Origin of the sequence: Galactobacter caseinivorans, assembly GCF_003640665.1 — a bacterium.
GTDB lineage: Bacteria > Actinomycetota > Actinomycetes > Actinomycetales > Micrococcaceae > Galactobacter > Galactobacter caseinivorans.
Genome location: NZ_QQXL01000009.1, coordinates 17,661 through 31,784 on the forward strand (window position 1 = coordinate 17,661; position 14,124 = coordinate 31,784).

Here is a 14,124-nt window from a genome sequence, read left to right on the forward strand (position 1 = left end):
TCCGGTCGTGAGACTGCCAGGCGCCCTCGGCGCATGACGGCCCGGCCGGAGACCTACGGAACCGGTGGGTGAGGGTTTGCGGATGGCGCTTCGTGGCGCTGTCAGCGGCCCGTCCGTCGCGGGCACCCTCCGGATACTCCGACCACGCTTGTCAGTTCCGGAAAGGACCAACTGGAGCCATGGCTAAGACCATTGCATTTGACGAGGAAGCCCGTCGCGGATTGGAGCGAGGACTTAACATCCTCGCCGACGCCGTGAAGGTGACCCTGGGCCCGCGAGGCCGCAACGTCGTCCTCGAAAAGAAGTGGGGCGCCCCCACGATCACCAACGATGGCGTGTCCATCGCCAAGGAGATCGACCTCGAGGATCCGTACGAGAAGATCGGCGCGGAGCTGGTGAAGGAGGTGGCCAAGAAGACCGACGACGTCGCCGGTGATGGCACCACCACCGCCACGGTTCTGGCCCAGGCCCTCGTGAAGGAAGGCCTGCGCAACGTTGCCGCCGGCGCAGATCCGCTCTCGCTCAAGCGCGGCATCGAGAAGGCCGTCGCCGCCGTGACCGAGGAGCTCCTGGCCGCGGCCAAGGAGATCGAGACCAAGGAAGAGATTGCCGCCACGGCGTCCATCTCCGCCGGTGACCCCCTGGTTGGCAGCCTCATTGCCGAGGCCCTTGACAAGGTCGGCAAGGAGGGCGTGATTACGGTTGAGGAGTCCAACACCTTTGGGTTGGACCTTGAGCTCACCGAGGGCATGCGCTTCGACAAGGGCTACATCTCCGCGTACTTCGTCTCTGACGCTGAGCGCCAGGAGACCGTGCTGGAGGATCCCTACATCCTCATCGTGAACTCCAAGATCTCCGCCGTGAAGGACCTGGTCCCGGTGCTGGAGAAGGTCATGCAGACCGGCAAGCCGCTGCTGATCATTGCCGAGGACGTGGACTCGGAGCCGCTGGCCACCCTGGTCCTGAACAAGATCCGTGGCACCTTCAAGTCCGTGGCCGTTAAGGCTCCGGGCTTCGGCGACCGCCGCAAGGCCATGCTGGCAGACATCGCGATCCTCACCGGCGGCCAGGTTGTTGCCGAAGAGGTTGGCCTCAAGCTGGAGAACGCCACGCTTGAGCTGCTGGGCCAGGCCCGCAAGGTTGTGGTGACCAAGGACGAGACCACCATCGTTGATGGTGCCGGCTCTGCCGAGGAAATCGCCGGTCGCGTGAACCAGATCCGTGCCGAGATCGAGAACACCGATTCCGACTACGACCGGGAGAAGCTGCAGGAGCGCCTGGCGAAGCTGGCTGGCGGCGTGGCCGTCATCAAGGCCGGCGCCGCTACCGAGGTGGAGCTCAAGGAGCGCAAGCACCGCATCGAGGACGCCGTGCGCAACGCCAAGGCTGCCGTGGAAGAGGGCATCGTCGCCGGCGGTGGCGTGGCCCTGATCCAGGCTGGTGCCAAGGCATTCGCCAGGCTGCAGCTAGAGGGCGACGAGGCCACCGGTGGCAACATCGTCCGCGTCGCCATCGAGGCACCGTTGAAGCAGATCGCCTTCAACGCCGGCCTCGAGCCGGGCGTTGTGGCGGACAAGGTCAAGTCCCTCCCCGCAGGGTCCGGCCTGAACGCCGCGACCGGTGTGTACGAGGACCTGCTGGCCGCCGGCGTCAACGATCCGGTGAAGGTCACGCGCTCTGCCCTGCAGAACGCCGCGTCCATCGCCGGCCTGTTCCTGACGACCGAGGCCGTTGTGGCGGACAAGCCGGAGAAGAACGCCCCGGCCGCAGGCGCCGATGAGATGGGTGGCATGGGCGGCTTCTAAGCGCCCGACGGCGTGCGGTGAGCTTCACCGCACGCCTCACCTTCCGCAGTACCCCTGCCAGGGCCCCGATGGATTCGCGTCCATCGGGGCCCTGGTTTGTGTTGGAGGGCCTTGGTTTGTGTTGGAAGGCCCTGGCCCGTGGTGGGGTGGCCCGCGTGGCCCGTGTGGCCTGCGTGGCCCGAAGTTAGGATTCCAGGCCGCGGAGCTCCCGCTCCAGATTGGCCCGAGCGGTGGCCTCCCACGCTTGATGCCCCGCTTGCGTCACGTACAGCCGCTCACCGCCCAAGAGGGAGCGCAGGACCTGGGCGCGCCCACGGGCAAAGTCAGCGTCTTCCACGTGGGCGTAGTCCCTGCGCACCTGAGCCACATAGCGATCGTAAGAGGCCTCCGGCCGGGCCAGGACCCGCAGATCCGCGTCGTTGAGCAGGGTCTGCGCCGGGTCGCCACCGGGGAGGTGCTCCACCGTCATGAGGATGGCGTCCGAGACCCTCTGCACCACTGCCGCGGAAGGTGCCCCCGCCGCACGGTCCGCGTCGGGTTCAGCCAAATCCCGACGAGCCAGCGCCGCCGACTCCTGCTCGTCCTGCCCGGCCACCCCCTGGTACACCGCGTCATGCCACCACCCGGCCAGCTGCGCCACGAGCACGGTGTCCCGCGTGGAGGCGTGTGAGGCCTGGTCCAGCTCCTGTGCCGCGAGCCAGTCAAGGGAGCGCAGGACCTCGGAGAGATGCCTGCGATCGTGATAGTGGCGGTGCGGCTCAGACCAGCGGGCCAGGAGCGGCTCTCGCACCTCGCTTCGGCCTGGCAATAGCTCGTCAAAGCGCCGGCGCAGCCACGCATCGTGGCGGTCTGGACGCTCCCGGGCTGGCACCCGCACGCCACCACGGATGAGGCGCCGCGTGAGCTCCCCAGCGGAGACCGGTTCGGCGCCGAGCGAGACGAGCCGTTCGTGCTCGCGCAGCGGAACGTCGTAGTGGTCCCGATCAAAGGCGCCGGGCGGTAGCCCGGCCTCCGTTGCGAAGGCGTGCAGCTCGTCAACGGAGCTGTCCGAGACCAGATGTGAGAAGAACGTTCCGTGGGCTGGCCACAGGGGCGGGTCAATCAGCACGCTCATGCCGGTCAGCCTAGTGGCTGAGGCGCCGAGCGTTGGCCAGTCCCGGCGGTGCAGGGGTTTGCGCCCGTGGGCGTGAACGCCGCCGGCCCCGGAAGGCCCGCCGGGGCCGGCCAGACGCTTTGCGCGGGCTCGCTACCAGCTCAGTGCTGGAACAGGGCTCGGTTGGTGCGCTCTGCCTCGTCGTATTGCGTGGAGGCCGTGGTGAGGGCGGTGCTGATCTGCGTCAGCGAGGCCTCCACCTTGCTCTGCACGGCACGCCACTGCGTCAGCAGCGACTGGAACTGCGTGCTGGCTCCGCCGCTCCATGCGCCCTGGAGCTGCAGGAGCGAGGCTTGGAGGCTATTGACCTCCGTGCGGACCTGCTCCGCCGTGCGCAGGACCTGCGCGCTCTTGGTTCGCATCTGCTGAGTGTCTGCGGTGAACTGCGTCATGGGATCCTCCTGGTTCGTGTTCCGGCGGGTTGCCGGGGCTCTCTCCAGGATCGGGGCAGGCGCCCTACTGCGGGGCGGCAGATGCCGGGACTGTGGACGACACGCCGCGTGTGCCGCACTCACGCCGGGTGTGAGGGACGGGGGCCCGCCCGTTACTCGTCGTCCGGGCTCAGACTGCGGGCGGCCCGTCCTCGGGCCGCTTGGCGTCGGCGTCCTCGCGGGCGCCATCCTTGGCAGTGCCCTCCTTAGACGCACTGTCCTTAGCGGCGCCCTCCTTGGACGCGCGCCGCGTGAAGGTATTGCGCAGCAGAGCCAGGGGGCGTGTGGAAGGCGAGGCAGCGTCGTCGGGCACGTCAGCGGCGTCCGCCGCGTCCGTATCGGGTTCTGGCTCCTGCGGCACGTAGGGGACGTGAAGCGACATGGTCGCGCCGCCACCAGGCGTATCGGTGAGCCGGATGCCGCCGTCGTGCTGCTTGGCGATGGCCGCGACAATCGCCAGCCCAAGACCCGTGCCGCCCGTCTCCCGCTGGCGCGAGGAATCGGCGCGGTAGAAGCGCTCAAAGATGCGCTGGGCATCCGCCGGCGGGATGCCGTCGCCGTGATCCACCAGGGCAATGACAGAGTCGGAACGGCCGGAGATCACGGGGCGCACACCCACCGCCACCTCAATCGGGGTGCCCTCCGGCGTGTAGCGCAGGGCATTGGTCATGAGGTTGACCACCACTTGGCGCAGCTTGGGTTCGTCTCCCACGGTGGGTGCGGACTCCGGCGGATTGCCGTCCACGCCGACCAGGCGCACCACACGATCCGGCGCGTTGACGCGCGCATCAGCGACCGCGTCATTGGCCAGGACCAGCAGATCGACGGGGGCCGGCTCCAACGGGCGCTCCTCGTCCAGGCGAGCCAGGGTCAGCAGATCCTCCACCAGCTGGGTCATGCGCTTGGCCTCTGCCTCAATGCGGCCCATGGACTGATCCAGCGGCTCACCGGCGGGGATGCCGCCGTGGCGGTACAGCTCGGAGTAGCCACGGATGGTCACCAGCGGCGTGCGCAACTCGTGGGACGCGTCCTGAATGAAGCGGCGCATCTTGGTTTCTGAGGCTGCCTTGGCGCGGAAGGCGGCCTCGATTTGGGCCAGCATCGCGTTCAGGGAGTAAGAGAGGCGCCCCACCTCCGTCTCAATGGGAAACTCCTCGATGCGCCCGGACAGATTGCCCTGCGCGATCGACGCCGCCGTGCGCTCCACGCGGCGCAGCGGGCGGAAGGACCGCGTGGTCACGGCGTAGCCAATCAGGGACATGACCATGGTCGCGAGCGTGCCCGTGAGCAGGATGGAGGCGGTGGCCCGCTCCACGTTCTCCGTGGTGTCCTGCAAGGGCCACGCCACCAACACGGACCCGGCGTCGCCGCTCGCGGGCACCACCAGCACCCGCCACCCGCGGGACCCGGGGTCGGTTCCGCGCACCGTGAAGGGGGCCCGCTTGTGTTGGCTAACCACGGCAGGGGTCACGGACCCCACCGCCGGGGTGTCCCGGGTATTGGCGTAGGCCGGCTTGGCGAAGAGCAGCTCGCCGCTGGTGTCATACAGAGAGGCGTAGAAGTCAGCGGTCCGCCCGCCGGCCGGCGCGATGGCGTCCCTGTCCTTGGCGACGGCCGTTTGCATGGCGCTGCCAAGGTCCGTGTAGGCGGCCCGCAGGTCCACGTCGATCTGCCCCACCAACGCGGCCTTCGTCGACTGCGCTGTGGCCCATGCCGTGGCCAGGATTCCGGCCATCATGAGGGCCGCCATCAACGCCACGAGCTTGGTGCGCAGCGAGATGTGGCGGAACAGTCGGGTCATGCCACCCACGTGTCAGTCAGCGCCTGTCTGCAGAGCGCAGCAGGTAGCCCACGCCGCGCTTGGTCTGGATCATGGGCTCCCAATCCTCGCGGGAGTCAATCTTGCGGCGCAGGTAAGAGATGTATGACTCCACGATGGAGGCGTCTCCATTGAAGTCGTATTCCCACACGTGATCCAGGATCTGGGCCTTGGAGAGCACACGGTTGGGGTTCATCATCAGGTAGCGCAGCAGTTTGAACTCGGTGGGGGAGAGGTCAATGACCTCGCCCGCGCGGCGCACCTCGTGTGCGTCGTCATCCAATTCAAGGTCATCCACGGCAAGCACCGCGTTGTCCTCATCCGGGTGCGTGCGGCGCAGTACGGCGCGGATGCGGGCCACCACCTCGTCCAGGCTGAACGGCTTGGTGACGTAGTCATCCCCGCCCACGGTCAGGCCGGTGACCTTGTCATCAGTGTCATCCCTGGCGGTGAGGAACACGACCGGGAAGTGACGCCCGGCGGCGCGGAGGCGGCGGGTGATGGTGAAGCCGTCCATGTCCGGGAGCATGACATCCAGGACCGCAAGGTCCGGTTCTTCACGCTCCACGGCGGCCAGGGCCTCGCGGCCATTGGCGGCGGCCGTGACGTCAAAACCTGCAAAGCGCAGGGACGTGGAGAGCAATTCGCGAATGTTGGGTTCGTCGTCCACAACGAGGAGCTTGGCCTCGGGCTGTTGAGCGTTCATGCTTTTATCCTGGGCAGTGAGTCTGGGAGTTTTCTGGACGCTTGCTGTACGACGCCGCGTGGTCGGGTGTGCGTGTGGCGTGCGTCACCAGGGTAGCGGCTCCCCATTGGCGGGGAGTTCCCCGTCAACACTGGGAAGGCGGCGCCAAGTGTGCTGTCAGGCGCCAGGCTCAGGATCGCCGGTAACGATTAGGGCGCGAGCCTCAGGCTCGGCGGGCCGCGGAATCCTCCAGGCGCCTATCCCGCACCGAGAGGAGGAGCATGGCGACGAGCCCCAGGAACGCGATGGGCAGGCCCCACAGCCCCACCGCCATCAGGGGTGGCCACACGGCCACCTGGGAAAAGTACTCCACGAGGATGGCCGCGAGGGAGACCAAGGAAAGTACTGCCGCGGCGACCGTGAGCACCAGCAGAGCGGCACGAAACGGGCGATGAGCTGAGGGCGCAAGCTGTTCTGACACCCTTTCAGTCTAGTCGGGAGGCCATGCCGTACGCTGGAACACATTCGTAGGCCCCTGAACGGGCCCTTTCATAGCCCCCTGCCCACGGCAGGCGCGGCGCGCGCGTTCTCCACGCGTAGCAAGTACAAGAGGAGTGGCCACAGTGCCAAGCGGAAAGATCAAGTGGTACGAGCCCAGCAAGGGCTTCGGTTTCATTGCAGGGGAGGACGGGGAAGAGGTGTACGTCCACGCCTCCGCGCTGCCCCAGGGCGTGGAGAGCATGCGCCCAGGCACCAAGGTGGAGTTCGGCGTGGCAGATGGCCGCCGTGGCCCCCAGGCGCTGGCCGTCACCATCCTGGAGTCCGCGCCCTCCGTGGCCCGCGCCAAGCGCCGCCCGGCGGAAGACACGGCCCAGGTGCTAGAGGACCTCATCAAGGTGCTGGAGCGCACGGCGGATGGCCTGCGCCACGGCCGCTACCCGGAGCCGGCCTCCGGCAAGCGTGTGGCCGAGGCCATGCGTCGCCTCGCCGATGAGTTGGAGGCCTGAGATGGCCCGCACCCCCAAGCTGGATACCCTGCTGGCGGAGGCCACTGCAGAGGCCCGCGAGGCGCTTGCCCCCGTGGCACCGGACGCCCACGTGGGTGGACACCTTGGCGTCAGCGCGGACGCCGAACGGCTGGTGACGCACCGCTTTGAGGCGCTGGTGCCCGGCTACCGCGGCTGGGAATGGTACGTCAGCCTGGCCCGCCCCTCCCGTGGCAAGGAGGCCACCGTCTGCGAGTCCGGCATCGTTCCGGGTCCGGACGCGCTGCTTGCCCCGCCGTGGGTTCCCTGGTCAGATCGCATGGAACCGGAGGAGCTCGCCGCAGCCAAGGCTGCCAGCGAGAGCGTGCACGGTGCCCCGCCGGAGGCAGAGTCTGCCGAGACCCCCGCGGAACCCGCGGAATCCCCGGCGTCCGCGACGCACCCAACGGAGGTCTCCGACCCGGCCGCGCCGGAAGGCGAGGACGAGCTGGAAGAGCACCACGCGGCGTCGGGCACTGGCAGTGATCGCGACGAAGACAGCGAAGACGACGACGAACCGCGCAACGTGCGCGGCCAGCGCCGTCGCCGCCGGCGCAAGCGCTGAGCCAACCGCCCGCGTTGACACATCGCTAAAACGCAGCGAGGCGCCCTCCAACAAGGAGGGCGCCTCGCTGCGTCTGGCCGGGCCTAGGCCATGGTGCCAAGCACGTAATCGATGCTCTGCGTCAGCCGCGTGACGTCCTCCGGATCGATGCTGACAAACGTGGCGATGCGCAGCTGGTTGCGGCCCAGCTTGCGGTAAGGCTCGGTATCCACGATCCCGTTGGCGCGCAGGGCCTTGGCCACCGCATCCGCATCAATGGACTCATCAAAATCGATGGTGCAGATGACCTGGCTGCGATCCTCGGCCCGCTGCACAAACGGGGTCGCCAGCGGGTGCGCCTGCGCCCACGAGTACAGGCGCGAGGAGGAATCCGCCGTGCGGGCGGTGGCCCAGTCCAACCCGCCCTGATCGTTCATCCAACGCACCTGGTCCTCCAACGTGACCAGCGTGGTCAGAGAAGGCGTGTTGTACGTCTGATTCTTGGCGGAGTTATCCACGGCCGTCTTGAGGTCAAGGAAGTCCGGGATCCACCGGCCAGAGGCGGCAACCTGCTCCACGCGCTCCAAGGCGCGCGGGGAGAACAAACCAACCCACAGGCCGCCGTCGGAGCCAAAGTTCTTCTGCGGACCGAAGTAGTACACGTCCGTCTGCGCCACGTCCACGGCCAAGCCGCCGGCACCGGAGGTGGCATCCACCAGGACCAGCGCATCCTGGTCCGCGCCGTCAACGCGGCGCACCGGGGCCATCACGCCAGTGGAGGTCTCATTGTGCGGCCAGGCGTACACGTCCACGCCCGCGGTGGCGTGCGGGGCGGGGCAGGTACCGGGATCCGAGGTGATGATCTCTGAGGCACCGAGGAACGGCGCATTGTTGGTGGCCTTGGCAAACTTTGAGCCAAACTCGCCAAACGAGAGGTGCTGGGCGCGCTCACGAACCAACCCAAAGGCGGCGGCGTCCCAGAAGGCGGTTGACCCGCCCACGCCAAGCACCACCTCGTAGCCATCCGGAGCGGAGAAGAGCTGCGAGAGCCCCTCCTGCACCTGGCGCACCAACGTCTTGACCGGCGCCTGGCGGTGGGAAGTACCAAGCAGTGTGCGGCTCGCGGCGGACACGGCGGCGGTCTGGGCGTCGCGAACCTTGGACGGTCCCGCGCCAAAACGCCCATCGAGGGGCAGCAGTTCGGAAGGAATGATCGGGTACTCGGGCACGTTGATACTCCTGTCGGTGCGCTCACTGAGCTGCGCATGGGATGGGCGTTGCCACGCCCATCGTGTCGCAACGGGTGGCCAGGCACCGCATCCGCGTAGGGAATGTGACCGATCAGGGGCCTCGGCGTGACTAAGCTGGGGAGGGCCTCGCGATCGTCAGCCGTCCCGCTTTATAAGGAGTCGCCAGCGTGTCCGATCTCATCGACACCACCGAGATGTACCTGCGCACCGTCCTCGAACTCGAGGAGGAGGGCATTGTTGCTCTGCGCGCCCGCATCGCCGAACGTCTGGGCCACTCCGGCCCGACGGTGTCGCAGACCGTGGCGCGCATGGAGCGCGACGGGCTCATGATGGTTCGTGAGGATCGCCACCTTGAACTCACCGAGCTGGGCCGCCGCCGCGCCACCGAGGTGATGCGCAAGCACCGCCTGGCGGAGCGGCTCCTGGCAGATGTGATCCGCCTGGACTGGGAGTACGTCCACGAGGAGGCCTGCCGCTGGGAGCACGTCATGAGCGAGCGCGTGGAGCGCCGCCTCTTTGAGCTGCTTGGCCGCCCCGAGGAGTCCCCGTACGGCAATCCCATCCCGGGCCTGGAGGCCTTTGGTGGGAATCCCGTGGAGTCCTTTAGTTACGGAGTGCAGAACCTGGACGCCGCGCTGGCAGAGGGGGCCGAAGGGCCGCTGACGGTGGAGCGCCTGGCAGAGACCATCCAGGTGGATCCCATCCTGCTGAGCCAGCTCAGCGAAGGTGGCATCCGACCCGGTGCCCGCATCACTGCGGAGCGCCAGGGCGAGTACGCAGTAGTGCGTGTGCAGGGTGTTGAAGGTGCGCTGGAACTGCCGACCGAGGTCAGTGCGCACCTCTTTGTTGCCCGCGCCTGAGCGCCGCTATCCCTCGTATCTTTCCGTGATCTACTGAGACCGGATTGTTATCTACGCGCGGAGAAGTTAGGCTGGTACGCGTTGGCCTTCACGTTTGCGTGATCTGACCGCCCCCTATCTTCTGTTGGAAGGACATCTCTGTGGCCGAGTCGCGCACTTCCGGACGCCGCCGTGCGAGCCTTCGCGAGCCCCTCGCCGTAGCAGCGGCACCCGCGAATGCCCGCCACTTTTCCGGACAGGGACGCCACTCTGAGCCCCTCAGCCTTGAGGAACTGAGCCGCCGCGCGGCACAGCATGCAGAGGCCCTTGCCCTCGGCTCTTCGCTGGTGGCCCAGAACGCTGACCTTGTGGCCGAGCAGGCAGCCGCCTTTGTGACCCGCCGCGAGGCGCGCGCCGCAGAGCGCCTGGCGCAGCAGGCCGCCGGTCAGCATGAGCTGGCCCCCGTGATCACCATGCCTTCGCCGGCGCCGCTGTCCGTCGCCTCCGTCCTTGAGGGCGAGGAGACCCCGGCCTTCGCGAACCGCCGCGAGGCCCGCGCCGCGCTGAACGGCCCCAGCCGCGGCCGTCGTTTCATCGCCACCCTGCCCCACCAGGCCGCCGCCGCAGCTGCGGCAACTGGCCTGGTTGCTGCGGCCATGTGGCAGCCCGCCGTGGCAGACGGTGGCCCCAAGGAGCTCAAGCCGGACCGCGCCGCCAAGACCGCAGTGACCGCCAAGGACGTCAAGGCCGCACCGGCCGAAGGCGACTCGGATCTCCAGGTCGCCAGCGTCAAGGCTGAGGCCGGTGTCGAGGACCGCCTGGTCAACTTCATGAAGGCTGTAGAGAACGACGCCGCGACGTTGGCTCCCACCGAAACCAAGGGTCTGCTGTCGCAGCCGTTGACTTCCGTGCGCATCACCTCGCCGTTTGGCGGCCGCGCCGATCCTTGGGGTGGCGGCGGTTCCGTGGGCCACATCGGCCAGGATTATGGCGTGAAGTGCGGTACTCCGGTGTACGCCGCAGCCGCCGGCACCGTGACCCAGGCGGAAGATACCCAGGGCCACTCCGGCATCCGCGTGACGATTGATCACGGCAACGGCCTGGAGACCACGTACAACCACAACTCCGGCCTGAAGGTGAAGGTGGGGGACGTGGTGAACCGCGGAGACGTCGTGTCTTTGAGCGGTACCACGGGCAACTCCACCGGGTGCCACCTGCACCTGGAAGTGGTTGTCAACAAGAAGCCAGTGGACCCAGCCTTCTGGCTGTGACCTGATATGTATCTTTCCGTGATCTGAACGTGACAATCACGGAGCGATGCGATACTGTTATCAAGTGCCCAACCCGCTCGGGTTGAGCACCCGCGATCGGTAAGCCGAGCACTGCCGCCGATCACGGTCCAAATACGATTTTCGCTGGCAGTGGCGGGGGACCCAATATCGGTTCTGGGAAACCAGGGCCTTGGGGTTAAGTATCCGATTCGCACCGGATGCCGAGAGACTCCCTCTCGAACCCGACAGCTCACCTCGTAGGCACAGGGAGAGGTACAACAACGTGACCAAGCGTCAAGACATCGCACGCCACCGCGCTGCTTCGTCCACCGGTTCGCTGGAAATTCTGTCCAAGGCCGTTGCGTCCAACGCCGGCACCATGGGCCGCCAGGCAGCAGTGATCGCCGCCGCCGGTGGTCTTGTCGTCACTCTCGGCGTCTCGGGCTCCAGCACCGCCAACCAGCCGCAGGCCGCTCCGGCCCCTGCAGACAACAACACCGCCGCACTGGACGTCCAGCGCGCCGCTTCCACCAAGGTCGTCTCGGCCAAGGTGAACGCCAAGAACTTCAAGGCCTCGCTGCCGGTCGTCAAGGTTGTTGCCGCCCCGGCTCAGGAAGAGGTCTCCTCTACTTCCGCCGGCAAGGCCACCCTGGCTGTCGACACCACTGCCGAGACCGCGCAGCAGACCGAGTCCACCACGGGCTCCACCGGCTCCACGACGGGCTCGGGCGTCACGAAGAAGAGCACCACCTCTTCCTCCAAGAAGAAGAGCAGCACCTCCACCAAGAAGGTTGCTTCCTCTGCTTCTGACGACTCCGATTCGGGCTCGGCCTCCTCGGTCTCCGGCTCCGGCCTGGCCGCCACGGCCAAGGGCTACCTCGGTTCCCCCTACGTCCTGGGTGGCAACACCCCGTCCGGTTGGGATTGCTCCGGCTTTGTGCGCTACGTGTACAAGCAGAACGGCAAGAACATCTCGGCTCGCACGGCTCGCGCCATCTGGAAGGGTGGCCAGTTCGTCAAGACCAGCAACCCCAAGCCGGGCGACATCATCATCCAGCGCGGTGGCGCACACATCGCCATCTACATGGGTGGCGGACGCTACATCGGCGCGCAGAACCCGAGCTCGGGCACCGCGTGGCGCGATCTTGGCACCACCTACGATTCCTTCAACGGGTACTACACCTGGGCTGGCTGATCGATAGCACTTTCTGAAGGGCCCGGCTTTCCTCACGGAAGGCCGGGCCCTTTGGCGTTCCCGGGGCTTGAGGTCGGGTCGCGGGGCGGCGAAGCGGGCTTATCGGCGTGGAGCGGGCTTGAAGGGTGCTTCGTGGCGAAAAGGGTGCTTGCGCCGGGCGCTGGGCGTTGGGGGAGCCGGGCGCTGGGGCGACGGCGACGGGTCGCGGGGCGTGCGGGCGTGCGGGCGTGCGGGCGTGGGGGCGACGGCGACGGCGACGGCGACGGGCCGGGGTCGGCGGGGTGGGGAAGCGGACTTATCGGCGTGGGGCGGGCTTGTGGGGTGCTTCGCGTCGATAGGGGTGCTTGGGGCGGGCGTCGTGGGGCGGGGAAGCGGGCTTATCGGCGTGGAGCGGGCTTGAAGGGTGCTTCGTGGCGATAGGGGTGCTTGCGCCGGGCGTGCTTGCGCCGGGCGTGCGGGCGACGGCGACGGGCCGGGGTCGCGGGGCGGGGAAGCGGGCTTATCGGGGTGGGGCGGGCTTGTGGGGTGCTTCGTGGCGATAGGGGTGCTTGGGCCGGGCGTCGCGGGGCGGGGAAGCGGGCTTATCGACGAGGAGCGGGCTTGTGGGGTGCTTGGCGTCGATAGGGGTGCTTGGGGCGGGTGTCGTGGGGCGGGGCGGAGAAGCGGGCTTATCGGCGTGGAGCGGGTTTGAAGGGTGCTTGGTGGCGATAGGGGTGCTTGGTGGCGATAGGGGTGCTTGCGCTGGGCGTCGGGGGAGCCGGGCGCTGGGGCGACGGCGGAGGGTCGGGCCGGGCGTGCAGGCGTGGGGGCGACGGCGACGGCGACGGCGACGGGCCGGGGTCGCGGGGCGGGAAGCGGGCTTATCGGTGTGGAGTGGGCTTGTGGGGTGCTTGGTGGCGATAGGGGTGCTTGGGCGACGGGTCGGGGTCGGGGTCGCGGGGCGGGGCGACGGGGCGGGGCGGCCGGACGGCCGTGCGCGCGTGGAAACACATAACGCGGACGGAGAGTCGGATTAACTCTCCCCAGAAACGTGGTGGCACCGTAGGCTGTTCATGGCCGGGTGGCCCGGTCGTGAGCAGAGAACCCGAGGTCGCCGTGCGCACACTCGTTCTGAATGCTGGATTTGAACCACTCGCGGTGGTGAGCGACCGCCGCGCAGTGGTGCTAGTACTGCGCTCCCGTGCCCGGGTGCTCGAGGTCGCGGAGGACCCCCTCGTGGCACCAGCCGGATCCTTCCCGCGGCCCACCGTCATCTTGCTCGATCGCTACATCCGCCCCAACCGTCGCCGGCCCGGGCCGGTGTCCCGCAGGGCCGTGCTGCGCCGAGACGCCCACCGGTGCGCGTACTGCGGGGCGGGAGCGGACACGGTGGACCACGTCCGCCCGCGCTCGCGCGGCGGCCCCTCATCCTGGACCAACCTGGTGGCCTGCTGCCGCAAGTGCAATCACGCCAAGGCAGACCGGCTCCTGGAGGACCTGGGCTGGAAACTGCGGGTGAAGCCGGGGGAGCCCGCGTGGGCGGTTCACCCAGGGCCATGGGATAGCCCAGGCCAGCTCGACGACGCGTGGTTGGCGTACCTCAGCGGCGTGGCCGCCTGAGCGCGTCGGCAAAGAGCGCCGGCGACGAGCGTTGGCGGGGCTAGAGCAGCGTCGGAAGCACGTGCTCGCGTAGCAGGGGCGCCAGATCATCGCGCAACAAAGCGTCATGTGGAACCATCCACGCACCTTCGGCGAGTTCCGCGCCGACCTGCGCCGCGCCGTCGAGCACTGGGTCCCAGACCGCAGCGAAAAGGTGCGCCGTCAGCGAGGTCTCCGGCTCGTTGGCGGCCGGTCCTTCCCAGGTTCCCAGGGACTCGAGCCGCTCCGGGCCCCAGTGCACGCCCAGCTCCTCGGACAGCTCGCGAAGGGCTGCAGCTGCGGGGTCCTCGCCCGGTTCAAGCTTGCCGCCGGGTTGCATCCAGGCGCGCGTTCCGCTCTTGCGGACGGTGTAGATGCGCCCCTGCAGATCGGTGATGCGAACGGCGGCGATGTTCAGGTGATCGGGCACCAGAACACGCTAACATCAGGGGGATAGAGAGTTCCCGGCGTGCAGACGTGCCGGGCGGTG

14 protein-coding genes and 1 riboswitch are annotated in these 14,124 nt (G+C 68.1%); of the genes, 7 read left to right on the forward strand and 7 right to left on the reverse strand.

Annotated features, from left to right (window positions below; translation table 11 throughout):
* Positions 1–179 precede the first annotated feature (179 nt).
* Positions 180–1,805: a chaperonin GroEL gene (gene groL / locus DWQ67_RS12830; RefSeq protein WP_121486008.1), complete on the forward strand. Its 1,626-nt coding sequence runs from the start codon at positions 180–182 to the stop codon at positions 1,803–1,805.
* 184 nt (positions 1,806–1,989) lie between these two features.
* Here the strand turns inward: groL and DWQ67_RS12835 are convergent, their stop codons facing one another.
* The 5 genes from DWQ67_RS12835 to DWQ67_RS12855 all read right to left on the reverse strand — a co-directional run bounded on the left by DWQ67_RS12835 (position 1,990) and on the right by DWQ67_RS12855 (position 6,374).
* Positions 1,990–2,919 (reverse strand): DUF4031 domain-containing protein, encoded by a 930-nt coding sequence (locus DWQ67_RS12835; protein WP_121486009.1) that lies wholly within the window; start codon positions 2,917–2,919, stop codon positions 1,990–1,992.
* 140 nt (positions 2,920–3,059) lie between these two features.
* A complete protein-coding gene (locus tag DWQ67_RS12840) occupies positions 3,060–3,350 on the reverse strand; it encodes a WXG100 family type VII secretion target (protein WP_121486010.1) in 291 nt (96 codons plus the stop codon).
* Positions 3,351–3,519: 169 nt separating this feature from the next.
* Positions 3,520–5,190: a sensor histidine kinase gene (locus DWQ67_RS12845; protein ID WP_121486080.1), complete on the reverse strand. Its 1,671-nt coding sequence runs from the start codon at positions 5,188–5,190 to the stop codon at positions 3,520–3,522.
* 16 nt (positions 5,191–5,206) lie between these two features.
* Positions 5,207–5,914 carry a response regulator transcription factor gene (locus DWQ67_RS12850; protein WP_121486011.1) on the reverse strand — a complete coding sequence of 236 codons (708 nt, stop codon included), beginning with the start codon at positions 5,912–5,914 and terminating at the stop codon, positions 5,207–5,209.
* Between the two features lie 202 nt (positions 5,915–6,116).
* Positions 6,117–6,374, reverse strand: a complete 258-nt coding sequence (locus tag DWQ67_RS12855) for a hypothetical protein (protein WP_121486012.1) — start codon at positions 6,372–6,374, stop codon at positions 6,117–6,119.
* A gap of 142 nt (positions 6,375–6,516) precedes the next feature.
* Between DWQ67_RS12855 and DWQ67_RS12860 the strand changes: the two genes are divergently transcribed.
* Both DWQ67_RS12860 and DWQ67_RS12865 read left to right on the forward strand, forming a co-directional pair.
* A complete protein-coding gene (locus DWQ67_RS12860) occupies positions 6,517–6,900 on the forward strand; it encodes a cold shock domain-containing protein (protein WP_121486013.1) in 384 nt (127 codons plus the stop codon).
* A 1-nt stretch (position 6,901) separates the two neighbouring features.
* On the forward strand, positions 6,902–7,483 hold the full coding sequence (locus DWQ67_RS12865; RefSeq protein ID WP_158595456.1) for a DUF3027 domain-containing protein: 582 nt from the start codon (positions 6,902–6,904) through the stop codon (positions 7,481–7,483).
* Positions 7,484–7,566: 83 nt separating this feature from the next.
* On the opposite strand, the gene serC is transcribed toward DWQ67_RS12865, so the two are convergent.
* Positions 7,567–8,697: a phosphoserine transaminase gene (gene serC / locus DWQ67_RS12870; RefSeq protein WP_407645825.1), complete on the reverse strand. Its 1,131-nt coding sequence runs from the start codon at positions 8,695–8,697 to the stop codon at positions 7,567–7,569.
* A gap of 182 nt (positions 8,698–8,879) precedes the next feature.
* On the opposite strand from serC, the gene DWQ67_RS12875 reads away from it, so the two are divergent.
* From DWQ67_RS12875 to DWQ67_RS12890, 4 genes are all read left to right on the forward strand, one after another.
* Positions 8,880–9,572: a metal-dependent transcriptional regulator gene (locus DWQ67_RS12875; RefSeq protein ID WP_121486015.1), complete on the forward strand. Its 693-nt coding sequence runs from the start codon at positions 8,880–8,882 to the stop codon at positions 9,570–9,572.
* Between the two features lie 140 nt (positions 9,573–9,712).
* Complete coding sequence (locus tag DWQ67_RS12880; RefSeq protein WP_233556095.1) at positions 9,713–10,822, forward strand: M23 family metallopeptidase; 1,110 nt, start codon at positions 9,713–9,715, stop codon at positions 10,820–10,822.
* 116 nt (positions 10,823–10,938) lie between these two features.
* A riboswitch (cyclic di-AMP (ydaO/yuaA leader) is annotated at positions 10,939–11,100 on the forward strand.
* Positions 11,101–11,105: 5 nt separating this feature from the next.
* The gene (locus tag DWQ67_RS12885) at positions 11,106–12,017 is read left to right on the forward strand and encodes a C40 family peptidase (protein ID WP_121486016.1); all 912 of its coding nucleotides are present in this window, start codon (positions 11,106–11,108) and stop codon (positions 12,015–12,017) included.
* A 1,095-nt stretch (positions 12,018–13,112) separates the two neighbouring features.
* Positions 13,113–13,616 (forward strand): HNH endonuclease, encoded by a 504-nt coding sequence (locus DWQ67_RS12890; protein ID WP_121486017.1) that lies wholly within the window; start codon positions 13,113–13,115, stop codon positions 13,614–13,616.
* Positions 13,617–13,656: 40 nt separating this feature from the next.
* Here the strand turns inward: DWQ67_RS12890 and DWQ67_RS12895 are convergent, their stop codons facing one another.
* On the reverse strand, positions 13,657–14,064 hold the full coding sequence (locus tag DWQ67_RS12895) for an NUDIX hydrolase (protein ID WP_121486018.1): 408 nt from the start codon (positions 14,062–14,064) through the stop codon (positions 13,657–13,659).
* Positions 14,065–14,124 lie beyond the last annotated feature (60 nt).